We start from the raw sequence: 25,564 nt of genomic DNA, 5'->3' as shown, positions 1-25,564 counted from the left end.
AGCAAGGGGAAATGCCGGGGGAGGCACTGGGTTGCCGCGGCTAAAGTGTTTCGGTCTTTGCCACCCGGCGCCCGCGCCGCCCGCCTGTGATTTCGCCTTCGCCGTCGTTTCGCAACGTAGTCCTCACGGGGGCCTGTGGGGGCCTGGGCCAGGCCCTCGCGCGCGAACTGGTCGGTGGCGGTGCGCGAGTGGCGCTGGTGGGCCTCGACGCCGGGCGGCTCGCGGCCCTGGCCGCGCTGGCCCCCGAGCGCTGCGCGACCTACACGCCCGACGTGTCGCAGGGCGAGGCCATGCAGGCGATGGCCGCCGACTGGATGGGCCGCCACGGCGTGCCCGACCTGGTGATCGCCAATGCGGGCGTCGCGGGCGGCTACGACACCGCGGAGGCCGACGATCTGGCGGTGCTGCGCCGCATGCTCGAGATCAACCTGCTGGGCGCAGCCACCACCTTCCAGCCATTTGTGGCGGCGATGCGCATGCGGGCGCAGCGCGGCGCGCTGGTCGGCGTGGCCAGCATCGCGGGCTGGCGCGGCATGCCGGGCAACGGCGCCTACTGCGCGAGCAAGGCCGGCCTGATCCGTTATCTCGAGAGCCTGCGCGCCGAACTGCGGGGCACGGCTGTCTCGGTGCACACCATCAGCCCCGGCTACATCCGCACCGCGCTTACGGCCGGCAACCGCTTCGCGATGCCGGGCCTGCTCGAAGCCGATGTGGCCGCACGGCAGTTGCTGGCAGGCGTGCGCGCGGGCCGCGAGCAGATCGTGCTGCCGCGCCGCATCGGCTGGCTTTCGCGCGCGCTGGACCTGCTGCCCGACACCCTGCACGACCGCGTGCTGCACGGCCAGCCGCGCAAGCCCCGCGTGGGCGAAGCCGGCGCCACCGCCATTCCCGGTCTCCCTGGTTTCTCGAAGGAACCACCGCTCTGATGTCCGCCACCGAACCGACCCATGAACAGATCGCGCTGATCGGCGCCGGCCCCTCGGGGCTGGCCGGGGCACGCAACCTCCAGAAACACGGTGTGCCCTTCCAGGGCTTCGAGGCCCACAGCGACGTCGGCGGCCTCTGGGACATCGACAACCCGCGCTCCACCGTCTACCACTCGGCCCACCTGATCTCGAGCAAGCGCACCACCGAGTTCACCGAGTTCCCGATGGCCGACAGCGTGGCCGACTACCCGAGCCACCGCGAACTGCGGCGCTACTTCAGCGATTTCGCCGACCGCTTCGAATTGCGCGAGCACTTCCGCTTCAACACGCGCGTGCTCAACGTCGAGCCGGTGAGCGATGCACCCGACACCCGCTGGCGCGTGAGCATCGACGCGGGCGACGGCCGGGTCGAGAGCGCCGAGTACAAGGGCGTGGTGATCGCCAACGGCACGCTGGCCGAGCCCAAGCGGCCAAAGTTCGACGGGCACTTCGACGGCGCGCTGCTGCACACCAGTGACTACAAGCACCCCGAATTGTTCAAGGGCAAGCGCGTGCTGATCGTGGGTGCCGGCAACTCGGGTTGCGACATCGCGGTCGATGCGGTGCACTACGCGCAGAGCGTCGACCTCTCGGTGCGGCGCGGCTACTACTTCGTGCCCAAGTACGTGTTCGGCAAACCCGCCGACACGCTGGGCGGCAAGCGGCCGCTGCCCGCGTGGCTCAAGCAGAAGGTCGACGCGACCGTGCTCAAGTGGTTCACCGGCGACCCGGTGCGCTTCGGCTTTCCCAAGCCCGACTACAAGATGTACGAGTCGCATCCGGTGGTGAACTCGCTGGTGCTGCACCACGTGGGCCACGGCGACATCGGCGTTCGCGCCGACATCGCGCGGCTCGACGGCCGCACGGTGCACTTCAAGGACGGCAGCGCGCGCGACTACGACCTGATCCTCGCGGCCACGGGCTATGCGCTGCACTATCCCTTCATCAAGCGCGAACTGCTCAACTGGCAGGGCATGGCGCCCCGGCTGTACCTCAACATCTTCTCGCCGCGCTTCGAGAACATCGCGGTGCTCGGCATGATCGAGGCCAGCGGCATCGGCTGGCAGGGGCGCTACGAGCAGGCCGAGCTGGTCGCGCGCTGGTTCCGTGCCCGCGCCGCGGACTCGCCCAAGACCTGCGCGCTGCGCACGGCGGCGCAGGGGCCGCCGCCCGATCTGTCGGGCGGCTTCAAGTACCTGCAGCTCGAACGCATGGCCTATTACGTCCACAAGGACAGCTACCGCGCGGCCGTGCGTGATGCATCGGCGTCGCTCGCCCTGTCGGAGTGACGCCATGCTGCCCGTCGACGAGATCCGCCTGAACTTCAACCCCGCCTCGCTGGTGCTGCTCAACGCGGTGCTGGGCTTCCTGATGTTCGGCATCGCACTGGACACCCGCATCGAAGACTTCAAGCGCGTGGCGCGCATGCCCGGCGCTATGGCCGTGGGCATCGGCGCGCAGTTCATCGTGTTGCCGGCCGTGACCTTCGCGCTCACGCTGCTGCTCCGGCCCGCGCCGAGCATCGCTTTGGGGATGATCCTCGTGGCCTGCTGCCCGCCGGGCAACATCTCGCAGATCCTCACGCACCGCGCGGGCGGCAACGTGGCGCTGTCGGTGTCGATGACCGCGATTTCCAACGCGCTCTCGATCGTGCTGATGCCGCTCAACTTCGCGTTCTGGGGCGGCCTGCATCCCACGGCCTCGACGCTGCTCAAGACCATCGCGCTCGACCCCTTCGACATGCTGGGCCACATCGTGATGATCATCGGCATCCCCTTCGTGCTGGGCGTGGCCTGCGCGCACCGCTTTCCGGCGCTGACCGCGCGCATCAAGAAGCCGGCGCGAATCCTGAGCTTCCTGGCGCTGATCATGTTCATCGTCGGCGCGATCGCCGGCAACTGGCGCTACTTCCTCGACTACGTGGGGCTGGTGCTGCTGGCCGTGGTGATCCACGACGCGCTGGCCTTCGGCACCGGCTACCTGTGCGCGCGGTTCTCGGGGCTGGGCGACTACGACCGGCGCGCGGTGGCGATCGAGGTCGGCATCCGCAACGCGGGGCTCGGGCTGGTGCTGATCTTCAGCTTCTTCGGCGGCCTGGGCGGCATGGCCGTGGTGGCCGGCGTCTGGGGCTTCTGGGACATCATCGCGGGCCTGGCGCTCGCGAGCTGGTGGGGGCGCAAGCCGGTGAAGCCATGAGCGATGCACAAGGATGGATGGCGCGGCGCGTGCTCGTGACGGGCGGCGACGGCTTCCTCGGTCGCGGCGTGCTGGCTGCGTTGGCGGGGTCCTCGCTCGAACGGCTGGTGGCGCTGGACGTGCGCGAAGTGCCCGCCGAGCGGCGGTTGACGGGCGTGGTCTATCGCGAGCAGGACGTGCGCGATGCCGGCATCGCCGACACGCTGGCTGCGCACGCCATCGACACCGTGGTGCATCTCGCCTCCATCGTCACGCCGGGCAAGGGCTCGAACCGGGCCTTCGAGCATTCGGTCGACGTGGGCGGTACGCGCAACGTGCTCGCGGCCTGCGTGGCGCAGGGCGTGCGGCACCTGGTGGTGTCGTCGAGCGGCGCGGCCTACGGCTACCACGCGGACAACCCGAACTGGATCACCGAGTCGCAGCCCCTGCGCGGCAACGTGGTGTTCGCCTATGCCGACCACAAGCGGCAGGTCGAAGAGGTGCTGGCCGAGGCCCGCGCGCGGCACCCGGCGCTCGCCCAGACGGTGCTGCGCATCGGCACCATCCTGGGTGAGCGGGTCGACAACCAGATCACCGCGCTGTTCGAAAAGAAGCGGTTGATCGCGATCCGCGGCAGCGCGAGCCCCTTCGTCTTCATCTGGGACGAGGACGTGACCGGCGCCATCGCGCATGCACTGCGGGGCGCACCGCCCGGTTGCTACAACCTCGCGGGCGACGGTGCGCTCGCACTCCACGAGATCGCCGCGCGATTGGGCAAGCGAGCGATCGACTGGCCGGCCGGCGTGCTCCAGGCCGCACTGGCGGTGGGCTCGGCGCTGGGCGTGAGCCGCTACGGGCCCGAGCAACTCGACTTCCTGCGCTACCGGCCGGTGCTGCTCAACAGCGCGCTCAAGCAGCGCTTCGGCTACGTGCCGCGCAAGACCAGCAGCGAGGCCTTCGATGCCTTCGTGGCGGCGCGTGCGCACCAGGGGCGGCCGGTCACGGCGTAGCGGCCGGCGGCGGCGCGATCAGGTGTTCGAGCATGCGCCGCGCATTGAGCGGCAACTCGTGCGACGAGCGCACGCAGGCCATCAGCGTGCGCGCCGCCCAGGGCTCGGCCAGCGCGGCATGGGCGATCTTCATCGTGCGCGCGCAGCGTTCGGCCGCGGCCTGCGGCACGACGCCCACGCCGATGCCGTAGGCCACCATCCGGCACACCGCCTCGAAGTGGCCCACGCGCACCCGGTACGCCAGGTGCTTGCCGAGCGCGCGCGCATGCAGCGTGACCAGTTGCGTGAGTGCGCTGTCGGCGGGCAGGCCGACGAATTCGCTGTCGACCACCTCGGCGAGTTGCACGCGCTTGCGCCGCGCGAGCGCATGGCCGGGTGGCATCACCAGCACCAGGTCGTCCCGGCGGAAGGGGTGGCACTCGAGGCCCTCGGTGTCGATCGCGTCCGAGACGATGCCGATGTCGCACAGGCCCGCGCGCAGCCCGTCGACGGCGTCGGGGCTGGGGCGTTCCTCGAGGTCGACCGAGATGCGCGGATGCTGCGCGAGAAAGCGGCTCAGCAGCTCGGGCAGGTGCTCGGTGAGCGCCGAGGTGCCGCACATGAGGCGCACATGGCCCTTGAGGCCCTGGCCGTACTCGCCGAGTTCGCCGCGCAGCCGGGCCATCTGCTGCAGCACCACGCGTGCATGGTGCAGCAGCGTGCGGCCGGCCTCCGTGGGGCGCACGCCCTGCGCATGGCGGGTGAGCAGCGGCGTGCCGAGCACCGCTTCCATGCCGCGCACGCGCTGGCTGGCCGAGGCCAGGGTCATGTGCGAGCGCTCGGCGCCGGCCGTCAGGCTGCCGGCCTCGACCACATGAAGAAAGAGCTGCAGGTCGGTCAGATCGAATCGCATGGGGGCTCCGGAAAGGGCCTCAGTCTGTGCCTGAGGCCGGGTGCGCAAGAGCCGCATTTTCAACCGCGGCACTGACCGGCACACTGCGCGGCATGACGATTCCGAACGAACTGGCCCTGGGCCACTGGGCCGCCACCGCCGCCGTGTTCCTGCTGGCCGGCGCGATCAAGGGCGTGGTCGGGCTCGGGCTGCCGACCGTGGCGATGGCGCTGCTCGCGCTGTGGATGGCGCCGGTGCGCGCGGCGGCATTGCTGATCGTGCCTTCGCTGCTCACCAACCTCTGGCAGACCGGGCCGCGCGCGAGCTTCGGGTCGGTGTGGCGGCGCATCGCCGGCATGCAGGCGGGCGTGGTCGCGGGCACGCTGGGCGGATCGCTGTACTTCGGCGTGCCGGCCGGGGCGTGGGCCTCGCTGGCCCTGGGCGTGGCGCTGATGGTCTATGCGCTCTGGGGGCTCACGGGCCGGCAGCTGCATGTGAGCCCGGCGCAGGCGCGTTGGCTGGGACCGCTGGTGGGCATCGCCACGGGCGTGGTGACCTCGCTGACCGGCGTGTTCGCGGTGCCGGCCGTGCCCTATCTGCAGGCGCTGGGTTTCGAGCGCGATTCGCTGATCCAGGCGATGGGCATTTCCTTCAGCACCTCGACCGTGGTGCTGGCCATCGGGCTGGCGGGCAACGGCGGCCTGCCGGTGGCCGCGCTGGGTGGTTCGTTCGCAATGCTGGTGCCGGCCATCGTCGGCATGGTGCTGGGCACCTGGCTGCGCCAGCGCCTCTCGGTGGCACTGTTCAAGCGCTGCTTCCTGATCGGGCTGGCGCTGCTGGGGCTCTACATGGCGGTGCGCGCCCTGGCCTGAAGCGCTTCAGGCGGTCTGCTGCAGCGCGGCGCGCACGCGTTCGATGGTCTGGCGGTAGGGCAGGGCGAAGCGCTCGATCGCCTCGTCGGCCGCGAGCCAGCGAAACGCGAACACCAGACCGTCTTCCTCGGGGCTGCCGCTGGCCGTGTGCTCGAAGGTCTCGGGCAGGGCGTGTTCGGCGCGCATCAGGAACAGGTGCCAGAGTTGCGCGTGGCGGTGGGTGTTGCCCTCGACGCCCGCCTCGCAACGGCGCGCCAGCGTGCCCAGCGACTCCAGCGCACCCGTGTGGGCGATGCCCGATTCCTCAAGCAGTTCGCGCCGCACCGCGGCCTCGGGCGACTCGCCGGGCTCGATCGTGCCCTTGGGCAGCTGGAACTGGCCATCCTCGGGATGGCGGAACACCAGCAGCCGGCCCCCTGCATCGACCAGGCAGGCGCAGGCCTTGGGAATCGGGGCGCGGCGGCTGGGCATGCTCAGGCGCCGGACAGTGCGGCCTTGACCGCGGCGCTGACCTGGCCCATGTCGGCCTTGCCTGCGAGTTGCGTCTTCACGGCGCCCATCACCTTGCCCATGTCGCCCGGGCCCTTGGCACCGAGCTGGGAGACGATGGCCTGCACGGCGGCCGTGACTTCCTCGGCGCTCATGCGCTGCGGCAGGTAGACCTCGAGCACCTTGATCTCGGCGGCTTCCTTGTCGGCCAGGTCGATCCGGCCGCCGGTGGTGAACGCGGCGATCGAGTCCTTGCGCTGCTTGACCATCTTGTCGACGATGGCCACGACCATGGTGTCGTCGAGCTCGATGCGTTCGTCGACTTCCTTCTGCTTGAGGGCGGCGAGCAGCAGGCGGATGGTGGCCAGGCGTTCGGAGTCCTTGGCCCGCATCGCGGTCTTCATGTCTTCGGTGATCTGTTCCTTGAGGCTCATGGCGTTCTTCCTTCTTGTGCTTGGGATGCGTTCGTCGTTCGGCAAAACAAAAAGCCGCGGCAGGTTTCCCCGGCGCGGCTCGTGGCTGCTGGCGTGGCCAGCCAGCGCTGCTTAGAACAGCTTCTTGGGAAGCTGCATGCTGCGCACGCGCTTGTAGTGGCGCTTGACCGCAGCAGCCTTCTTGCGCTTGCGTTCGGCCGTCGGCTTCTCGTAGAACTCGCGAGCGCGCAGGTCGGTCAGCAGGCCGAGCTTTTCGATGGTGCGCTTGAAGCGACGCAGGGCAACGTCGAAGGGCTCGTTTTCTTTAACGCGAATTGTGGTCATGAATGAATCGTTGAACTGAAGTTGGCTCGGGGAGATCGAGGCCCAAAGCCGGGGTTCCTCAACTGAAAGTCTTTTGCGGCCGTTGAGGGAGGGCCAAAGTTAGCCAGAGATTATAGCACTCCCCCCAGGCTCCGCGCACTTCGTGTCGCTGCTCCTACCCCCTCGCCGGGGGCGACACCGGAGGACCGGCGGAGCCGGATCCTCGGTGTCCCTGGAATGGAGGCACGCCGGAGCGCTTTTCGGGGGCTCAGAGCGCTTCGGCGCAGGCGTTGGCGCTGGCCCAGGCCCACTGGAAGTTGTAACCGCCGAGCCAGCCGGTCACGTCGACGGTTTCGCCGATGAAATGCAGGCCGGGTTGCTTCGACTCCAGCGTCTGCGAGGACAGGTCGCGGGTGTCGACGCCGCCGGCCGTCACCTCGGCCTTCTTGTAGCCCTCGGTGCCGTTGGGCGTGATCTGCCAGCGCGCGATGCGCTCGGCCAGCTGGGCCAGTGAACGGTCGGTCGCCTCGTTGACCGGGCGTTGCAGCGCGGGATCGTCGCCGACCCAGGCGTCGGCCAGGCGCGAGGGCACGAGGGTGGCGAGTTCGTTGGCGATGCGTTTGCGCGAACGGGTCTTGGCTTCGCCCAGTGATGCGGCGATGTCGGTGCCCGGGGCGAAATCGATGCGCAGCGGCGCGCCTTCGCGCCAGTAGCTGGAGATCTGCAGCACCGCCGGCCCCGACAGGCCGCGGTGGGTGAACAGCAGGTCCTCGAGGAAGACCATGCGCTCCTTCTTGGCGCCGGTTTCGATCTGCACCGGCAGCGCCAGGCCCGCCAGCGAGGCGTAGGGCGCCCAGCCCTCGCCGGCAAATGTCAGCGGCACCAGCGCGGGCCGCGGATCGATCACGCGCAGGCCGAACTGGCGCGCGATCCGGTAGCCGAAGTCGCTCGCGCCCAGTTGCGGGATCGAGAGCCCGCCGGTCGCGATGACCAGGCGCGGTGCCTCGACCGGGCCGCGGTCGGTGTCCAGGCGGTAGCGACCGCCGTCGTCCGGTGTGTGGGTCACCGCCCGCACCGCGCAGGGCTGCCAGCGCGTGACGCCGCCGGCCGTGCATTCGGCCAGCAGCATGTCGATGATCTGCTGCGAGGGCCCGTCGCAGAACAGCTGGCCCTTGTGCTTCTCGTGGTACGCGATGCCGTGGCGTTCGACCAGCGCGACGAACTGCTGCGGCGTGTAGCGCGACAGCGCCGAGCGGCAGAAGTTGGGGTTCTCGCCCACGAAGTGCTTCTGCGGCGCGCGCGGGTCGAGGTCGCGGTTGGTGAAGTTGCAGCGGCCCCCGCCCGAGATGCGGATCTTCTCGGCCACGCGTTCGCTGTGGTCGATGAGCAGCACGCGGCGGCCGCGCTGGCCGGCCTGCGCGGCGCAGAAGAGCCCCGCGGCGCCGGCGCCGATGATGATGGCGTCGAAGTTCAACGGGAGTCGGCGCCGTCGGCGGTGATCACCGGCGGCGGGTTGTATTTGAGATGGCCCACGTAACGCAGCGGTTGGGTGGCGGGAATCGAAGGCACGTCGCCCTCGCGCATGTGCAGCAGGTCGGCCGGGCTGACCCAGCGCGGATCGGCCGTGGTCACGGGCAGGCCGGCCTGGTTGTAGGCCTCGAGCACGAACTGCGAGCAGAAGAACTGGTCGTTGCGGCTGACGCCGAGCTGCACCATCGCGAAGCCGCGCAGGCAGAACTCGCGCGCCGGGCCCGGGATCAGCGGCAGTTCGCAGATCCGGCGGTTCAGCACGAAGGGCGCATTGAGCATCACGCCGACGGTGTTGTATTCGGTGCCGACCTGGGTCAGCGCCCAGGCGCGCAGCCGCTCGGCATGCGCGGCGTCCATGCCCGGATGGCGGAAGGCGACCACCATCTGCTCCTCCGCCACCACCTCCTCGATGCGGCGCGAACGCACGCCGTCGCCCACGGCTTCGGCGATCTGGCCGTCGCCCAGGTAAACCACCGCATGGCTCACCGGCGAGAAGGTGCCCAGCCGGATGCCGAAGGAGCCCAGCGTGGCGACCGAGGTCAGCAGGATGTCGCCCGGCTCGAGCACGGCCGGCGTGATGAGTTCGCCGCCGTTGCCCGGCGCGATGGCCGAGCTCTGCACGTTGAGCCGCGGCAGGCCGCCGTCGGGCGAGGCCTCGAAGCGCGAGGCGCAGCCGGCCGTCAGCAGCGCGGCTCCGAGGGTGACGAGCGTGAGGAGTGCGCCGACGCGCCGCGAGATCACCGGCTCAGCCTTCCGAAGAGGGGGTCGAGGAAGGCGTAGTGCGCCGCATACAGCGCGATGGAGCCCGTGACCAGGCCGCGGCCACGCTGCAACTGGCCGTGGCTTTCGGTGAATTCATTGAGTTTGTCGAGCTCCAGCATCTCGCCCCCGGGATTTGTTGTTGTGGGAAGAGGGCGGATTCTAGGGCGGCCTGCTTTGGGTCAGCCTCGCGCCGGACGCCCCGGCCGGGCGGGTTCAGCCGGCGTTGCGGTGCGGAGCCGCGTCGCTCTTCGTGTCTGCGATGCCAGCGGCCTGCAGCCCCTGCAGCCCCTGCAGCACATCGCCCACCACGATCACCGCCGGGCTGCCCAGGCCCGCCTCGGCCATGTCGAGCGACAGCCGCTCGAGCGTGGTCACGATGTGACGCTGCTTCGGCAGGCTCGCATGCTGGATCACGGCCACCGGCGTGGTCGCCGGCAGGCCTTGCAGCAGTTCGCGCTCGATGTGCGCGGCGCCCGCCACACCCATGTAGATCACCAGCGTGAGCCGCGCGTTGTGCGCGGTCGCGGCCAGGCCGCGCCAGTCGGTCGGGTCGTGGGCGTCGAGGCCGGTCTTGGCATGCCCGGTGACGAAGACCACGCCCTGCGCGCGGTCGCGGTGCGTCAGCGGCACGCCCAGCGCGGTCACGGCCGCCAGGCCGGCCGTGATGCCGTTGACCACGGTGCATTCGATGCCCGCTTCGCGAAGGTGCTCCACCTCTTCGCCGCCCCGGCCGAAGATGAAGGGATCGCCGCCCTTGAGCCGCACCACGGTCTCGCCTTCGCGCACCGCCGTGATCATGAGCTTCTCGATGAAGGCCTGGGGCGTGCTCTTGCAGCCGCCGCGCTTGCCGACGTGCACGATGCGCGCGCCCGGTCGCGCATGCGCCAGGATCGCGTCGTTCACCAGATCGTCGACGAACAGCACGGTCGCGGCCTGGATCGCCTTGACGGCCTTGAGCGTCAGCAGGTCGGGATCGCCGGGGCCGGCGCCGACCAGCGTGCAGCGGCCGGTGAGAAAGGGGTTCATTCGACAACCTCCGCGCAACGCGCTGCGGTGCGATCTTGTGGGGGGCGGCCTGGCACGGCGCTCATGCGTGGGCTGCCAGTTTCTTGATGTGTTCGACCTGTACCGCGATCGCCTCGGGCAGCGGCAGTTCGCCCGCCAGCACGCGCTGCGTGTAGCGCACGGTCGTCTCGATGTCGATCTCGGCCGGCAGGCCCGGCACCTCGGTCAGCGTGCCCGGCTGCTGGGCCTGCAGTTCCTGGCGTTCGCCGCGCAGGTAGCCGTCGATCTGCGCGGTGCGGCGCGGGTCCGAGACCACTTCGCCTTCGAGCCCGCGCGAGAGCAGGGCGGTGGTGCCGGTGAGCGTGAAGGTCTCGCCCATCACCGTGGCATAGGCCGGATGGGTGTAGCTGGCCACCACCACGCAGGGGCCCGTCGTGGGCCGCATCAGCTTGACCACGCTGTGGCCCGGGTTGCGCAGGCCGACCACGCGGCGCACGTCGAGCAGCCGCTTGAGGGCAGGGTTGAGCAGCGCGGTCGGCGCGAAGGCGACTTCGCCGTCGGCGATCGGCCGCACCGTGTCGAGCGCGTGCACGTCGAGCCCGGCCAGCACGTTCGAGGCCAGCACCCGGCTCGATTCGCTGGCGCTGCCATGCACCAACACGGGCAGGCCTTCGCGCGCCAGCAGCAGGGCCAGCAGGGGCGTGAGCACCGGCAGCTTGCGCGCGCCGTTGTAGCTGGGCAGCACGACCAGCGCGCGGCCCGGCACCGGAAAATGGTCGAGCCGTGCATGGGTGGCATCGAGAAAACCCGCCATCTCCTCGGGCGTCTCGCCCTTGATGCGCATGGCCAGGCAGAAGCCGCCCAGTTCGAGGTCGGTGACCGTGCCGTCGAGCACCTGGCCGAACAGATCGGCCGATTGCTCGCGCGTGAGCGGCCGGGCGCCTCGCGCGCCGCGGCCGATTTCCTTGATGTAGTGGCTGATTCCCATGGGTGTGGGGATTGTCCAGCAAGACTTATGCCGGATGGCGCAGTTGCTTATGCCCTTGTGCCCATGAAAAAAGCCACCGCGAGCGGTGGCTTCGGGCGAGGTTCAGGCCCCAATCAGGACGGTGCGCCCTGACCGGGCTTGCCGAAGTCGCAGACGCCTTCGGGAAAGATGGTCTGCAACTTCTGGATTTCCGTGGGCGTCGGCGCCCAGCTGCCATAGGTGCCGTCGCGCAGCGCCGTGTCCACTGGCTTGAGCGCGCACTTGAAGATGCCGCCCTCGATCGGCCCGCCCGCGACGGTGCGCGAGGTGCCGTACATCGGGAAGGCCTGCGTGCAGGCGCCGCGCGGCTGGGTGTCGAGCACGCCGGCCCACACGCCCGTGCCCTTGGCCATCAGCGCGCCGTCCTTGTCGAAGCAGCTGTCGACCGCGCGCTCGGGCCGGCTGGCCGCGACGCTCCGAGTCGGGGTGGCGCGGATGCGGGCCATCCATTCGTCCATCACCTCCAGCGCCATCGGCGTCTGGTCGAAGGTCGCGCTCGCGTCGCGCGTCTCGGTGAACCAGATCGCCTGATGGTCCGCATTGCCCATCTTGTGGCGGATGCGCTGGCGGATCGCGAAGGACTGGTGCACGTTGTGCATGTCGAGCTTGTGCTCCAGGTACGGATGCCAGTCGATGGTCGGGATGTCGGTCTTGCCGGTGAACACCAGGCCCGAGCGCTGCAATGCCTGGATGGCTTCCAGGTCGCCGTGCGTGCGCGGTGCCGGCACCGCGGGCGTGGCCGGGTTCCAGCCGTTCATGTTGCGGCTGCCCCAGGGGTCGAAGTAGCTGGCGTCGTTGACCACCTTCATCTGCTCCGCACTGCCGGTGCCGTTGTAGGGGAAGCCTTCCGACACCATCTCGCTCATGCGCTTCCAGCCGCCGACCTTGAAGTTGAGGTCGACGAATTCGGCCGGCGTGATCTTGCCGTCCTTCATCGACTGCAGGCCGTATTGCACGCCCACGTTGTCCCAGGTCGAGCGCGGGTAGCCGTCGGCACCGATGCCGTAGACGTTGCGCACGTCGTCGAAGTGGCTGAACGGGATGGTGCCGAAGGCCGCCATGTTCATGCGCGCCGCGCCCTTGGCCATGATGCCGTCGGCATCGAACTTCGGGTTCATCGCGCCAGCGGTCAGGCCTTGCCAGGCCTTGCGGCACTCGGTGGAGCCGGTGGCCATCCGGACGTTGGGCAGATAGCCCTGCAGACCGAAGTACGGATTCTTGACGCTCTCTTCGGCGTTCATGCCGACCAACAAGGTACGGTTCTTGATGTCATCGGTCCACCTGTTGTTGGCGCGGTCCGTGACGTCCATGTAGTACTCGAGCAGTTCGCAGTCGCCCACGTGCGGGATCTGGCCCACCATGTCGGGATAGGGCTGCACCGCGATGGCCGCGTCGATCAGGCCCGGGTGGTTCTGTGGATAGAGGTACTGCTGGATGCCGCCGCCCGAGGCGCCCAGGCCCACCGTGTAGCTGGGCACGCCGTAGCGCTTGACGAAGCCTTCCTTGGTCATCAGCGCGGTCTCGCCGCCGAGGATCATGTCGTAGTGCTCTCCCGTGCGGTTGCCGGTGGAGTAGGCGATGGCATAGCCCTTGCCGATGGCATCGACCAGGCCGGCGCGCTTGTCGGGGCCGCCCTGGTAGTGGCCGAAGCCCACGCCGCCCTGGAAGTGGTAGACCAGCTTCCGGTTCCACAGCGTGGTGTCGGGCTTCGTCGGGTCTTCGCCGAAGGGCGCGAGCATCACGTACTGGTAGATGAAGCGGTTGATCGTGCCGCGTTCCCAGCGCACGACGAAGTCGACCGTGCGGCCGTCGGTCAGCGTGGTCTTGGCGATGTTGGCCGGGCGCGATCCGTCGGTCGGCAGCGGCAGGTAATGGCTGTGCGTGGTGCCGCCCACGGGCATGTAGTAGTACTGCACGTAGGAATCGATCGAGCAGTGCTGGCTGTAGCCGATGGTGGCGCCGCCTGCGTCCTTGACCGCGTAGTACTTGGGGTCGGCGGTGTCGACCCGCGGCTCCTTGCCGAGCTCGGTCAGCACCGAGCAGACGAAGGGTTCCTGCTTGGGGCCGGCGAACATCGGGCCGGTGATCGGGTGGTTGGTCAACGTGAGCGTGTCGAGCTTGCCGCGCGTCTTGTGGCGCAGCGACAGCGTGTTGGCGCCGAGCTGCAGGCCGCTGACCACGCCTTCGAGCCGGTCGGCGCTCGCGGTCAGCGTGGGGCTGATCAAGGCGTCGTTGAGCCACAGCTCGAGCTGGCCCTGGTCGGCTGTCGATGCGAGCACGGCGATGCGTGCGTCGCCGCCCGACACCTGCTCGGGCCGGCTCGACAGCAACTGCAGCGCGATCGTCGTTTCGGCCGGTGGCGTGGTGATGGGGGGTGTCGTCGTCGGTGGCGTCACTGCCGAGCCGCCGCCGCCGTTGCTGTCGTCACTTCCGCCGCCGCAGGCAGCGATCACGATCGCGCCCGCCGTGCAGACCGCGATCCGCTTCCAAGAACTCATGTCTGTCTCCTCGATTGTTGTGCTGACGGGGCGCGGCCCTCAAGCCTGCAACCCGCAGTCATGCTAGGGAGGAGGTGCCGCCGCCACAAGTCAGACACCCGGGCATCGACTGTCAGATATCGATGACGGACGACAGGGCCTCAGTCCACCAGTCGGTGGTGCACCGCGTACTGCACCAGTTGGGCGTTCGAGCCCAGCGCCATCTTCTCGAGCAGGCGTCGGCGGTAGGTGCTGACCGTCTTGACGTTGATCGCGAGCCGCTCGGCAATGGCCGTGAGCGAATCGCCGCCCACGATCATGCGCAGGATCTCCGACTCGCGCGACGAGAGCCGCTCGTGCGGGCGCGGGTCGGGCGCCAGGCCCTGCGCGGTGTCCATCAGCGCCCGGGTGATCGCAGGCGCGACGAACTGCCGGCCCCGGCTCACGATGCGGATGGCCGCGATCAGGTCGACCGCCTCCATGTCCTTGGCCACGTAGCCGTGTGCCCCGTTGCGCAGCGCGCGCACCGCGTACTGCGGCTCGGAGTACATGCTCAGCATGACGATGCGCAGCGACTTGAAGCGTTCGAGGATCGGTCCGATCAGGTCGAGCCCGCTGCAACCGGGCATGTTGATGTCGAGCAGCAGCACGTCGATCGGCTGCGCCTCGAGGCAGGCCATGCCGCCATGCCAGTCGCCGGCTTCGGCGATCGCCGTGATCTCCGGCGCATCCTGCAGTACCTTGCGCAGGCCCGCGCGGAACATCGCATGGTCGTCGATGATCAGCAGGCGGGTCATGTGCGTACCAGCGGGTTCGAGACGATGGGGGCGTGCAGCGTCACGCGGGTGCCGGCATGCGGTGCCGAATCGATGGTCAGCGTGCCGCCGAGTTCGTAGGCGCGCTCGCGCATCGAGATCAGGCCGAGCGACTTGCGCATCGACGCGAGGTCGGGCTCGTCGACGTTGAAGCCCGTGCCGTCGTCCTCGATCTCCAGCCAGAAATCATGCGTGTCGCGCCTGAAGCGGATGGCCACGCCGGTGGCGTGCGCATGGCGCGCCACGTTGGTCAGCGCCTCCTGGAAGATGCGGAACACGCCGATCGAGCGCCAGCGCGGCAGGTCGATGTCGAACTCCGGCGGCTCCAGGCTCACGCGCAGTTCGGAGCGTTCGCGAAAGCGCTGCACATGGCCAGCGATGGCCGCGCCCAGGCCCAGGTGATCGAGCGCCTGCGGCCGCATCGACTCCGACAGCTCCCGCACGTTGTCGATGGCCTCGACCAGCAGTGCATTCAGGTCGGCCGCGATGCCGCGGATCGCGGTCGAGCGCGAACGGCGCGCGATGCGGCCCACGTCGAGCTTCATCGAGGTCAGCAGGCCGCCCAGCACGTCGTGCACCTCGCGCGCGTACTCGGCGCGCTGCTGTTCGCGCATGGTGTTCAGGCGCGAGGCCAGCTCGCGGTACTCGTAGCGCGACTCCAGCAGTTCGGCGTCGCGCTTGATCTGCTCGGTCACGTTGACGCCCACGCCCACCACCGCCGGCCGGCCGCGGAACTGCATCGACTGGCCATGCACGTCGATGTGGACCACGCTGCCGTCGCGGTGCAGGCCGTGCGTGACGAAGTGCATGCTGCGGACCTCGCCGGAGATGCGCCGTCGGTAGCGGTCCATCACCTCACCGACGTAGTAGACGGGCACGCAGTCGCGCAGCGGCTTGCCCACCACCTCGTCGGTCGAGTAGCCGGCCATGCCCGAGAAGGTGGCGTTGGTGTACTGGAAGTGCTCGTCCTGCAGGATGTAGATGCCTGCGACCGACTGTTCCACGATGCCGCGGAACGGGACGGACTGCACGTCGAAAGGCGCGGTGTCGGAGGGTTGTCTCATCTTTGTCGGCCCGCTTGTATCGCGTCTGTGCGCACGGGCTCCGGCTGCTGCCAACGTGGGAATTATGACGATGCGATGACAGTGGAGGCGAAGGAAAGCGTGCTCCGGCATCCGTGTTTCCCCGATGGGCCGCACCCGTTTATCTGACAGATATCGCACTGCTTTTCCCTACAGTCGCGCCTTTGCGATCTGCTGGAGAGCCGAATGACACCTTGCGCGCGCCCCCCGAAACGCTTCCTGCGGCCGTGGGCCCTGAGCCTGGCGGCCTTGTTGCTCGTGAGTTGCGGCGGCGGCAGCGGCAACAGCGCCGCCCCCGGCGGGGTGGTGCCCGGCGACGGCAATGGGAGCGGCAACGGCGGCGACCCCGTGACGCCGCCCGTCGTGGCCGCCCTGACGCTGAGCAGCCTTTCGAGCCGCCCCGACATGGTGACCGGCGGCGACGCACTGGTCGAGGTCGCGCTGCCCGAGGGTGTGGCGGCGGGCGACGTGCGCGTGAGGCGCAACGGCGAAGACGTCAGCGCCGCTTTCACCGCGCAGGCCGGCGGGCGTTCGCTGCGCGGGCTGGTGGCGGGTCTGGCGCAAGGCGAGAACACGCTGGCCGCGAGCGCGGGCGACAAGGCCGCCGGCACGCTGGTCCTGGTCAACCACCCCGTCACAGGGCCGGTGTTCTCGGGCGAGCACCTCAAACCCTTCGAATGCCGCACGGTCGAGTCGGCACTGGGCGCACCGCAGGACGCCGACTGCTCGGTTGCCGCGCGCTACGACTGGTTCTACTTCGATGCAGCCGGCACGCGCAAGCCATTGGCCGATCCGCTGGGCCCGCGCCCGGTCGACCTGGCCACCACGACCACGCAGGACGGCAAGACCGTGCCCTTCATCGTGCGCGTGGAGTCGGGCACGATCAACCGCTCGATCTACCGCATCGGCGTGCTCGACGACCCGACCGAGGCCGGGCGCTGGAACCCGGCCGGCTGGAACGGACGCATCGTGTTCCGCTTCGGCGAATCGACCGCGGCGCAGTACAACCAGGGCTCGAACAGCCTGAACGAGGTGTTCAAGGCCGATGCGACCGACCGGCAGAGCCTCTACGCGCTGGGCAAGGGCTATGCCTATGTGCTCTCCACGCTCAACATCAACAAGGTCAACGTCAACGACGTGCTGGCAGCCGAGACCGCGATGATGCTGCGCGAGCACATCGCCAAGCGCTACGGCCTGCCGCGCTGGATGGTAGGCATGGGCGGCTCGGGCGGTGCGATCCAGCAGATGCTGATCGCGCAGAACTACCCGGGCATCCTCGACGGCCTGATGCCCGATGCGGCCTTCCCCGACGTCTTCAGCACCGCACTCGCGGTGTCGGACTGCCGCTTGCTCCATACCTACTTCAGCAACGCGGCGAGCCCAGGCTTCCCGTTCAGCGATGCCACGCGCAAGGCGGTCGAAGGGCATCTCAAGAACACCTGCGCGAACTGGAGTGCGGGCAATGGCGATGCGGTGCTGGCCACCAGCGGCTCGGTCTCGCCGGCCTGCGGCCTGATCGATTCGACCAAGGTCTACCACCCGGTGAGCAACCGCGGCGGTGCGCGCTGCACCGTGTACGACATCAACGCCAAATCGCTGGGCGTCGACCCGGCCACCGGCATCGCGCGCCGTCCGCTCGACAACGTGGGCGTGGCCTACGGTCTGGACGCGTTGAGGAAGGGCCAGATCTCGGTGACCGAGTTCCTGGACCTCAACGAGAAGGTCGGCGGCTTCGACGCCGACGGCAACCTTTCGGCGCAGCGCACCGTGGCCGATGCCGAGGGGCTGGCTCGGGCCTACACGCTGGGCCGCATCGGCAGCGGCGGCGGCGGGCTGGCGACCGTGCCGATGCTGGGCCTGCATCCCTATGCCGAGCCGGGTGCCGACATCCACACGATCTACAACGACCTCAAGATCCGCGCGCAGCTGCAGCAGGCCAACGGCCGTTCGGACAACCAGGTGATCTGGCTGTTCCCGAACCCGCAGCTCGCGGCGCTGATCGGCATGCCGGGCCAGGTCGCGCCGCTGGGTGCGCTGCTGCGCGACACGCTGTTCGCGCGGCTGGACCTGATGGCCCAGTGGCTCGATGCGATCGGCGTCGACACCGCGCCGCTCACGGCCGACAAGGTGGCACGCCTCAAACCGGCGCAAGCGGTCGACGCGTGCTGGGACGTGCGCAACAGCGCGCGCGTCAACGAGACCGCGACCTACGATGGCGCCGGCACCTGCAACACGCTCTATCCCAAGACGCCGGCACCGCGCATGGTCGCCGGCGGGCCGCTGGCGGACAACGTGGTCAAGTGCCAGCTCAAGCCGCTGCGCGACGATGATTTCCTGACGGCGCCGGCGGCGTTCAGCCCGACCGAGAAGCTGAGGCTCGAAGCCATCTTCCCCGAGGGCGTCTGCGACTTCTCGAAGCCGGGCGTCGGCCAGGCGGCATTGAAAGGGACCTGGCTGCGCTATTGAACGACTTCGGCCGCTGCGGTCGGCAGGTGGAGGCGCACCATGCGGCGCAGCTCGGGCATGCAGGAACCGCACTGCGTGCCGCATTTCAGCGTGGTCTGCAGATGGGCCAGCCGCGCGTCGCCGGCGCCGCTGCAGCGTGAGAGCTCGGCGTGGATCGCGAGGTCGCTGACGTCGAAACAGTTGCACACGGGCTTGCCGCGCGACGTCATCGCCATCGGCGGCGTGGCGCCGGGTGACAGCAGCAGGCGGCCGTGCTGCTGCGCGGGCAGTTCCTCGCGCAGCAGCGTGCCGATCCAGGCACCGGCGCGCGTGTCACCGCCGAGCAGGAAGGCTTCGAGGCCCGCGCTGCCGTCGGCGCGCGGCACGAGCCGAGCGGCGCGGCGCTGGCCGCGCTGGCGGTCGAGGTAGCGCAGCGTGCGCGGGTCCTGCAGGCCCATCAGCATTTCGATCCGGTCGAGCAGCCCATCGTCCGGTGCGTTCGCGGCTGCCGCGCGGAACAGCAGGCCGCTGCGCGCGGTGCCTGCGCCGAAGGGCACGCAGCTCGCGAACGCGAACTTCGCCATCAGGGGCATGAGCGCGCGTCGCGTCGACAGCGCGCTGTCGCCGGGCAGCCAGGCCATCGCCAGCAGCGACCACGGCAACTCCGCGCGGTCGATGCGCACGGCCGCGTGCTTGAGTTCGGGCTGCTTCGAATCGGGGCAGAAGGCCGGCGTGCTGAGCGCATTCACGCCGGCCAGCCGCCGGCCCTGGTCGTCGTGTCCGCTCAGGGCTTCCTCGCCCCAGTGCATTGCGATGAAGCTCTGGCCGAGGCCGATGTCTGCGCTGCCCTGCGCGGGCAACACGATGACGCCGCGCCGGGACGCGACCCGCACCAGTTCGCCTTCGCCGATGTGGCCACGCGCCATGTCCTGCGGATGCATCTGCACCGCGGGCTCGGGCGCATGGCCGTACAGCCGGCCCAGCGTGCCGGTGCGGCTCATGCCGTGCCACTGGTCGCGCAGGCGTCCGGTGTTGAGCGAGAAGGGGAAGGCTGCATCGGGGGCTTCGGCGACGGGCTGGTAGGCCGCGTCGAAGAAACGGGCGCGGCCGTCCGGGGTGGGGAACACGCCGTCTTCGTAGAGGCGTGCGAGGCCCGTCGACCGGCCTTCCGGCAGCGGCCATTGCTGCGGACCTTTTTCGTCGAGCATCGCCCAGCTCAGGCCGGTGATGTCGAGGTCGCGGCCGCGCGTGCTCTCGCGATGTTCGTTCCAGATCGCTTCGGCGCCCTCGGCGCTGTCGAGCGCGTAGGGGAAGAGGGCGCGTGCGCTGCGCGCGGGCAGGTGCGCTTCGAGCCGCTGCGCGAAGTCGACCACGGCCGACCAGTCGTGCCGCGTCGCGCCGGGCGCCGGCACGGCCGGGCGCACGCGCGAGATGCGGCGTTCGCTGTTGGTCACGGTGCCGACCTTCTCGCCCCAGGTGGTGGCCGGCAGCAGCAAGTCGGCGAAGGCGCAGGTCGCGGTGGTGGCGAAGGCTTCCTGCACGATGACGAATTCGCAGCGCTCCAATGCGCGCCGCACCGTGGCCTGGTCGGGCATCGACTGCGCGGGGTTGGTGCAGGCGATCCACAGCGCGCGGATCTCGCCGTCTGCCGCGGCCTGGAACATCTCGACCGCGGTCCGGCCCGGCGTGGCCGGCACGTCCGGCACGCCCCACAGTGCCGCGACCTCCGCACGGTGCGCCGGGTTCGCCAGATCGCGGTGCGCGCCCAGCAGGTTGGCCATGCCGCCGACCTCGCGGCCGCCCATCGCGTTGGGCTGGCCCGTGAGCGAGAAGGGGCCGGCGCCGGGCCGGCCGATCTGTGCCGTGGCCAGGTGCAGGTTGATCAGCGCCGCGTTCTTCGCGGTGCCCGAGGACGACTGGTTGAGCCCCTGGCAATACAGGCTCAGCGTCGCGGCCGAGGTGGCGAACAGGCGCGCGGTCTCGTGCAGGTCCTTCGCGTCGATGCCGCAGACCTGGGCGACGCGATCGGGCGTGCAGTCGCGCACCCTGCGTTCCAGCGCTTCGAAGCCCGTGGTGTGGGCGGCGATGTAGCGGGGTTGGGTCCAGCCCTCGCGCAGCATCAGGTGCAACAGGCCGTGGAACAGCATCACGTCGGTACCGGGCCGGATCGCGAGGTGCAGGTCGGCGAGCTCGCAGGTGTCGGTGCGGCGCGGGTCGACCACGACGATCTTCATCGCCGGGTTGGCACGCTTCGCATCCTCGATGCGGCGGAACGCGACGGGGTGGGCCCAGGCCGTGTTGCTGCCCACGATGAACAGGCACTGCGCCGCGTCGAAGTCCTCGTAGCAGGCGGGCGGCGCATCTGCGCCCAGTGTCTTCTTGTAGCCCGCGACCGCGCTGCTCATGCACAGGCGCGAGTTGGTGTCGATGTTGTTGGTGCCGATCAGGCCCTTGGCCAGCTTGTTGAAGACGTAGTAGTCCTCGGTCAGAAGCTGGCCCGAGATATAGAAGCCGACCGCGTCGGGGCCGTGGTCGCGGATGACTTGGGCGAACTTGTCGGCGGCCGTGGTCAGCGCTTCGTTCCAGCCGATGTTCGCGGGTGCTGCGTTGCGCCTTGCGCGTTGCATCGGCTTCAGCAGACGGGTCTGCACCGTGACTTCGGCGGTCGCGGTGAGATGCAGTGTCGAACCCTTGGTGCACAGGCGCCCGAAGTTGGCCGGATGCGTGGGGTCGCCGCGCACGCCGGTGATTTGCGCGCCCTCGGATTCGATGATCACGCCGCAGCCGACGCCGCAGTAGGGGCAGGTGGATCTGGTTTCAGCCATGTTGTCTTGACTCCCTCTCCCCTCGGGGAGAGGGAAAAGAAGAGGCGCGACTGCCCACGTCAGCCATGCACTTCCCCGAACATCAGCCGATCCCGGATCCCCTGCACATCGCTCGCCTCGCGCAGCAGCCGCAGGTACCAGCCGCCGTCCGCCGTGTCGCCGTAGAGGCAGGCGCCGACCAGCTTGTGGTCCTTGATCACCAGCTTCTTGTAGACGCCGCTCAAGGGGTCGCTCAGCACGATGGCCTCGGTGCCTTCGCCGCCCATGAAGTCGCCCGCGCTGAACAACTCGATGCCGGTCACCTTGAGCTTGGTGGAAACGAGCGAACCCATGTAGCGGCCGTAGCCCATCTCGGCCAGGTGGTTGGCGGCCACGCGCCCCTGCTCGAACAGCGGCGCGACCAGGCCGTAGGCGATGCCGCGGTGGGCTGCGCATTCGCCGACCGCGTAGATGCGCGCATCGGTCACGGTCTGCAGCGTGTCGGTCACCACGATGCCGCGATCGCAATGCAGGCGCATCGATTCGGCCAGCTGCACGTTGGGTCGGATGCCCACGGCCATCACCACCAGGTCGGCGGGCGCCTCGGTGCCGTCTTTGAAACGCACGGCCGTCACGCGGCCGTCGGCGTCGCCCACGAGCTCCTGCGTGTGGGCGTTGAGCCGGAACTTCAGGCCGCGGGCTTCCAGCGAGCGGCGCAGCAGGCCAGCCGCCACGTCGTCGAGCTGGCGGTCCATGAGCCACGCGTGGACATGCACCACCGTGACCTGCATGCCGCGCAGCATCAGGCCGTTGGCCGCTTCGAGCCCGAGCAGCCCGCCGCCGATCACGACCGCATGCGTGTGCGTCTTCGCGGTGTCGATCATGGCCTGGGTGTCGGCGATGTCGCGGTAGGCGATCACGCCGGCCAGATCCTTGCCCGGCACCGGCAGCATGAAGGGATGGGAGCCGGTGCACAGCAGCAGGCGGTCGTACGGCGCCTCGGTGCCGTCATCGGCACGCACGATGCGTTTCACGCGGTCGATCGCGACCACCTTGCGGCCCGCGTGCACGGTGATGCCGTTCGCCGCGTACCACGACCATGGGTTGAGCACGATCTCGTCGAGCGTCTGCTCGCCCGCGAGCACCGGCGACAGCATGATGCGGTTGTAGTTGGGATGGGGCTCGGCGCCGAACACCGTGATGTCGTAGAGCGACGGGTCGATCCTGATCAGCTCCTCGAGCGTTCGCACGCCGGCCATGCCGTTGCCGACAAGCACCAGCTTCTGCTTCTGCCTGGCGTTGGTCACGCGCATGTCCATGGTGTTCAGGCCGCCTTTTCGACGTGCGCCTGCCGCGTGTACAGAAAGTCGATCACCGCCTTGCGGTAGTGCACGTAGTCGCGGTCCTCGGCGAGCGCGACGCGGTTGCGCGGGCGCGGCAGCTTCACCGCCAGCACCTCGCCGATGGTGGCCGAGGGGCCGTTGGTCATCATCACGATCCTGTCGGCGAGCAGCACGGCCTCGTCGACGTCGTGCGTGACCATCACCACCGTGCTCTGCGTCTTCTGCACGATCGCCAGCAGCTCGTCCTGCAGCCGGGCGCGGGTCAACGCATCGAGCGCGCCGAAGGGCTCGTCCATCAAGAGCACCTTGGGCTCCATCGCGAGTGCCCGCGCGATGCCCACGCGCTGCTTCATGCCGCCCGAGATTTCGCCCGGCCGCTTGTGCGTGGCGGGCGTGAGGCCGACCAGCGCCAGCGCGGCATCGGTGCGCGCCTTGAGTTGCGCCTTCGATTCGGTGGCGGCGAACACGCGCTCCACGCCGAGGAAGACGTTCTCGTAGCAGGTGAGCCAGGGCAGCAGCGAGTGGTTCTGGAACACCACCGCACGCTCCGGGCCGGGGCCGGCGATTTCCTTGTTGGCGCACAGCAGCGTGCCTTGGGTCGGCTTCGTCAGGCCGGCGATCAGGTTGAGCAGCGTCGACTTGCCGCAGCCCGAGTGACCGATCAGCGCCACGAACTCGCCCTTGGCGACCGTGAGGTGGATGTCGCGCAGCGCCTGGAAGCTGCCCTTGGGCGTCTTGAAGGTTTGCTCGACATCGCTGATCTCGATGTACTTGGGAACAGCCCGATCGTCCTGAGCCTGTCGAAGGGCCTGAGCTTGTCGAACGATCATGACTTCACCTCTTCGAACGTGAATGCAGTGGCGACGCGGATCAGCGCGAACTCGAGCACCAGCCCGACCACACCGATCACGAAGATCGCGATGATGATGTTGGCGACGTTGAGGTTGTTCCACTCGTCCCAGACCCAGAAGCCGATGCCGACGCCGCCGGTGAGCATTTCGGCCGCGACGATCACCAGCCAGGCGGTGCCCACGGCCAGGCGCACGCCGGTCAGCATGTAGGGCAGCACGGCGGGGAACAGGATCTTGGTCAGGATCTTCCATTCGCTGAGGTTCAGCACACGGGCCACGTTCATGTAGTCGCTCGGCACGCGCTGCACGCCGACCGCGGTGTTGATCACCATCGGCCAGATCGAGCAGATGAAGATGGTCCAGATGGCGGCCGGGTTGGCACCCTTGAACACCAGCAGGCCGATCGGCAGCCAGGCCAGCGGCGAGACCGGCCGCAGCAGGCTGATCAGCGGGTTGAACATGCGCGCGAGGAACTCGAAGCGGCCGATCGCGAAACCCGCCGGGATGCCCACCAGTGCCGCGAGGCCGAAGCCCATGGCCACGCGCTGCAGCGACGACAGCACGTTCCAGCCCACGCCCTGGTCGTTCGGACCCTTGCTGTAGAACGGGTCGGCGAACACGGTCAGCGCCTGCTTGCCCGTGACCAGCGGCGAGGGAAAGCCGGTGGTGCTGTTCACGGCGATCAGCTCCCAGACCAGCAGCAGCAGGCCGAAGCCGACCAGCGGCGGCAGCACGCGCATCCAGAAGGCGCGCAGGTCGAGGGGAAGTTTCTGCGCCCTCTCCTTTTTGGGCAGGGGGCTGGGGTGAGGGGCAGCCTCGGCGCGGGACAGACCCTCGCCCCGGCCCTCTCCCGCACGCGGGAGAGGGAGAGACACATCGGTGGGCGAATGAAAGACGGCACTGACCATGGTGTTCTCCTCAGGCATGCAACTTGAACGATTCGGCGTACTTCTTCGGCTCCTTGCCGTCCCACACCACGCCGTCCATCAGCTTGCTGCTGCGCATCGGCGAGGCGGGCACGGGCGTCTTGCTGGCCGTGGCGGCCTGCTTGTAGATGTCGATGCGGTTGATGTCGGTGGCGACCTTGAGATAGTCCGGGTGTTCCTTGAGCAGGCCCCAGCGCTTGTGCTGCGTGAGGAACCACATGCCGTCCGACAGGTAGGGGAAGTTCACCGCGCCGTCGTTGTAGAACTTCATGTGGTTCGGGTCGTCCCAGTTCTTGCCCATGCCGTTGGTGTAGCGGCCCAGGATGCGCTGGTTGATGGCGTCGACGCTGGTGTTGACGTAGCTCTTGTCGGCGATCGTCTCGGCCATCTTGTTCTTGTTCTGCAGGCCGGTGTCGATCCACTTGCCGGCCTCGAGGATCGCGGCGGTCACGGCGCGTGCGGTGTTGGGGTACTTCTTCACGAAGTCGGCGGTGCAGCCCAGCACCTTCTCGGGGTGGTCCTTCCAGATGTCCTGCGTGGTGACGGCCGTCACCCCGATGCCGTCCATGATCGCGCGCTGGTTCCAGGGCTCGCCCACGCAGTAGCCGTCCATGTTGCCGATGCGCATGTTGGCCACCATCTGCGGCGGCGGCACCACGATGTTCTTCACGTCCTTGAACGGGTCGATGCCGGCCGAGGCCAGCCAGTAGTAGAGCCACATCGCATGGGTGCCGGTGGGGAAGGTCTGAGCGAAGGTGTAGTCGCCTTTTTCCTTGGCGATCAGCTTGGCCAGCGAGGGCGCGTCGACGGCGCCCTTGTCGGCCAGCTTCTTCGAGAGCGTGATCGCCTGGCCGTTGTTGTTCAGGGTCATGAGCACCGCCATGTCCTTCTTCGGACCGCTCACGCCCAGGTGCACGCCATAGACCAGGCCGTAGAGCACGTGGGCCATGTCGAGGTCGCCGTTGACCAGCTTGTCGCGCACGCCGGCCCAGCTGGCCTCCTTGCTCGGCACGATCTTCACGCCGTACTTTCTGTCGATGCCCAGCACCGAGGCCATCACCACGCTCGCGCAGTCGGTCAGCGGGATGAAGCCGATCTTCACTTCCTCCTTCTCCGGCTTGTCGGAGCCCTGGGCATAGGCCAGCGCACGCAGCGCCGGGTCGATGCCGGCGGCACCGAGTGCGGCGGCCTGCAACACGCGGCGGCGGCTCAACTTCGTTTTCAGCAGATCGGACATGGGGCGAACTCCGGAAGGAAGGAAGAAAGACAGAGACGAAAACAAAAAAGGCGTCCGCATCGCGCAGGGAAAGCTCGAAAAAACGAGCCCCTGCGGGATACGGACGCCTTTGTCCGAGACGGTGGGTGGCATCCGCCGTTG

Annotated in this window: 22 protein-coding genes and 1 pseudogene; 6 read left to right on the top strand and 17 right to left on the bottom strand. The window is 68.9% G+C overall.

Annotated features, from left to right (window positions below):
* Positions 1-86 precede the first annotated feature (86 nt).
* From ACSFBC_RS14070 to ACSFBC_RS14055, 4 genes are read left to right on the top strand one after another with little or no spacing between them, the layout of a single operon-like run.
* A complete protein-coding gene (locus ACSFBC_RS14070; RefSeq protein WP_435510943.1) occupies positions 87-926 on the top strand; it encodes an SDR family oxidoreductase in 840 nt (279 codons plus the stop codon).
* Positions 926-2,254: a flavin-containing monooxygenase gene (locus tag ACSFBC_RS14065; protein ID WP_435510942.1), complete on the top strand. Its 1,329-nt coding sequence runs from the start codon at positions 926-928 to the stop codon at positions 2,252-2,254. The genes ACSFBC_RS14070 and ACSFBC_RS14065 overlap by 1 nt, the downstream gene beginning before the upstream one ends.
* A 4-nt stretch (positions 2,255-2,258) precedes the next feature.
* The gene (locus ACSFBC_RS14060) at positions 2,259-3,161 is read left to right on the top strand and encodes a bile acid:sodium symporter family protein (RefSeq protein WP_435510941.1); all 903 of its coding nucleotides are present in this window, start codon (positions 2,259-2,261) and stop codon (positions 3,159-3,161) included.
* The gene (locus ACSFBC_RS14055; protein ID WP_435510940.1) at positions 3,158-4,150 is read left to right on the top strand and encodes an SDR family oxidoreductase; all 993 of its coding nucleotides are present in this window, start codon (positions 3,158-3,160) and stop codon (positions 4,148-4,150) included. The genes ACSFBC_RS14060 and ACSFBC_RS14055 overlap by 4 nt, the downstream gene beginning before the upstream one ends.
* Here the strand turns inward: ACSFBC_RS14055 and ACSFBC_RS14050 are convergent.
* Positions 4,140-5,042: a LysR family transcriptional regulator gene (locus tag ACSFBC_RS14050; protein ID WP_435510939.1), complete on the bottom strand. Its 903-nt coding sequence runs from the start codon at positions 5,040-5,042 to the stop codon at positions 4,140-4,142. The genes ACSFBC_RS14055 and ACSFBC_RS14050 overlap by 11 nt on opposite strands.
* A 92-nt stretch (positions 5,043-5,134) precedes the next feature.
* Between ACSFBC_RS14050 and ACSFBC_RS14045 the strand changes: the two genes are divergently transcribed.
* Positions 5,135-5,893, top strand: a complete 759-nt coding sequence (locus ACSFBC_RS14045) for a sulfite exporter TauE/SafE family protein (RefSeq protein WP_435510938.1) — start codon at positions 5,135-5,137, stop codon at positions 5,891-5,893.
* A gap of 6 nt (positions 5,894-5,899) precedes the next feature.
* Here the strand turns inward: ACSFBC_RS14045 and ACSFBC_RS14040 are convergent, their stop codons facing one another.
* From ACSFBC_RS14040 to ACSFBC_RS13990, 11 genes are all read right to left on the bottom strand, one after another.
* Positions 5,900-6,364: an NUDIX domain-containing protein gene (locus ACSFBC_RS14040; RefSeq protein ID WP_435510937.1), complete on the bottom strand. Its 465-nt coding sequence runs from the start codon at positions 6,362-6,364 to the stop codon at positions 5,900-5,902.
* A gap of 2 nt (positions 6,365-6,366) precedes the next feature.
* Positions 6,367-6,816 carry a GatB/YqeY domain-containing protein gene (locus ACSFBC_RS14035; protein WP_435510936.1) on the bottom strand — a complete coding sequence of 150 codons (450 nt, stop codon included), beginning with the start codon at positions 6,814-6,816 and terminating at the stop codon, positions 6,367-6,369.
* Between the two features lie 111 nt (positions 6,817-6,927).
* Positions 6,928-7,140, bottom strand: a complete 213-nt coding sequence (gene rpsU, locus ACSFBC_RS14030) for a 30S ribosomal protein S21 (protein ID WP_068628364.1) — start codon at positions 7,138-7,140, stop codon at positions 6,928-6,930.
* Positions 7,141-7,387: 247 nt separating this feature from the next.
* Positions 7,388-8,593, bottom strand: a complete 1,206-nt coding sequence (locus tag ACSFBC_RS14025; protein WP_435510935.1) for a BaiN/RdsA family NAD(P)/FAD-dependent oxidoreductase — start codon at positions 8,591-8,593, stop codon at positions 7,388-7,390.
* Positions 8,590-9,390 (bottom strand): YaeF family permuted papain-like enzyme, encoded by an 801-nt coding sequence (locus ACSFBC_RS14020; RefSeq protein ID WP_435510934.1) that lies wholly within the window; start codon positions 9,388-9,390, stop codon positions 8,590-8,592. The genes ACSFBC_RS14025 and ACSFBC_RS14020 overlap by 4 nt, the downstream gene beginning before the upstream one ends.
* On the bottom strand, positions 9,387-9,530 hold the full coding sequence (locus tag ACSFBC_RS14015; RefSeq protein ID WP_435510933.1) for a hypothetical protein: 144 nt from the start codon (positions 9,528-9,530) through the stop codon (positions 9,387-9,389). The genes ACSFBC_RS14020 and ACSFBC_RS14015 overlap by 4 nt, the downstream gene beginning before the upstream one ends.
* A gap of 94 nt (positions 9,531-9,624) precedes the next feature.
* Positions 9,625-10,437 carry a uroporphyrinogen-III C-methyltransferase gene (gene cobA / locus ACSFBC_RS14010; protein ID WP_435510932.1) on the bottom strand — a complete coding sequence of 271 codons (813 nt, stop codon included), beginning with the start codon at positions 10,435-10,437 and terminating at the stop codon, positions 9,625-9,627.
* A 61-nt stretch (positions 10,438-10,498) separates the two neighbouring features.
* Positions 10,499-11,404 carry a DNA-binding protein YbiB gene (gene ybiB, locus ACSFBC_RS14005; RefSeq protein WP_435510931.1) on the bottom strand — a complete coding sequence of 302 codons (906 nt, stop codon included), beginning with the start codon at positions 11,402-11,404 and terminating at the stop codon, positions 10,499-10,501.
* Positions 11,405-11,517: 113 nt separating this feature from the next.
* On the bottom strand, positions 11,518-13,941 hold the full coding sequence (locus tag ACSFBC_RS14000; protein ID WP_435510930.1) for a DUF6351 family protein: 2,424 nt from the start codon (positions 13,939-13,941) through the stop codon (positions 11,518-11,520).
* A 140-nt stretch (positions 13,942-14,081) separates the two neighbouring features.
* Positions 14,082-14,717, bottom strand: a complete 636-nt coding sequence (locus tag ACSFBC_RS13995; protein WP_435510929.1) for a response regulator — start codon at positions 14,715-14,717, stop codon at positions 14,082-14,084.
* Entirely contained in the window at positions 14,714-15,799 is a 1,086-nt protein-coding gene (locus ACSFBC_RS13990; RefSeq protein ID WP_435510928.1) for a PAS domain-containing sensor histidine kinase, read from the bottom strand. The genes ACSFBC_RS13995 and ACSFBC_RS13990 overlap by 4 nt, the downstream gene beginning before the upstream one ends.
* Positions 15,800-16,003: 204 nt before the next feature.
* Between ACSFBC_RS13990 and ACSFBC_RS13985 the strand changes: the two genes are divergently transcribed.
* On the top strand, positions 16,004-18,283 hold the full coding sequence (locus ACSFBC_RS13985; protein WP_435510927.1) for a DUF6351 family protein: 2,280 nt from the start codon (positions 16,004-16,006) through the stop codon (positions 18,281-18,283).
* Here the strand turns inward: ACSFBC_RS13985 and ACSFBC_RS13980 are convergent.
* From ACSFBC_RS13980 to ACSFBC_RS13960, 5 genes and pseudogenes are all read right to left on the bottom strand, one after another.
* The gene (locus ACSFBC_RS13980) at positions 18,277-21,087 is read right to left on the bottom strand and encodes a nitrate reductase (protein ID WP_435510926.1); all 2,811 of its coding nucleotides are present in this window, start codon (positions 21,085-21,087) and stop codon (positions 18,277-18,279) included. The two genes, ACSFBC_RS13985 and ACSFBC_RS13980, sit on opposite strands and share 7 nt — an antisense overlap.
* 71 nt (positions 21,088-21,158) lie before the next feature.
* Positions 21,159-22,385, bottom strand: a pseudogene (locus ACSFBC_RS13975) (NAD(P)/FAD-dependent oxidoreductase); the annotation flags it as partial.
* A gap of 5 nt (positions 22,386-22,390) precedes the next feature.
* Entirely contained in the window at positions 22,391-23,239 is an 849-nt protein-coding gene (locus ACSFBC_RS13970) for an ABC transporter ATP-binding protein (RefSeq protein ID WP_435510925.1), read from the bottom strand.
* Complete coding sequence (gene ntrB / locus ACSFBC_RS13965) at positions 23,236-24,168, bottom strand: nitrate ABC transporter permease (RefSeq protein WP_435510924.1); 933 nt, start codon at positions 24,166-24,168, stop codon at positions 23,236-23,238. The genes ACSFBC_RS13970 and ntrB overlap by 4 nt, the downstream gene beginning before the upstream one ends.
* 10 nt (positions 24,169-24,178) lie before the next feature.
* Positions 24,179-25,423 carry a CmpA/NrtA family ABC transporter substrate-binding protein gene (locus tag ACSFBC_RS13960; RefSeq protein ID WP_435510923.1) on the bottom strand — a complete coding sequence of 415 codons (1,245 nt, stop codon included), beginning with the start codon at positions 25,421-25,423 and terminating at the stop codon, positions 24,179-24,181.
* Between the last annotated feature and the right edge of the window lie 141 nt (positions 25,424-25,564).

The organism is Variovorax frigidus (assembly GCF_051216515.1).
Taxonomy (GTDB): Bacteria; Pseudomonadota; Gammaproteobacteria; order Burkholderiales; family Burkholderiaceae_C; genus Variovorax.
Note: the sequence above shows the minus strand (reverse complement) of the source record. Positions and strands in the feature narration are given on the sequence as shown.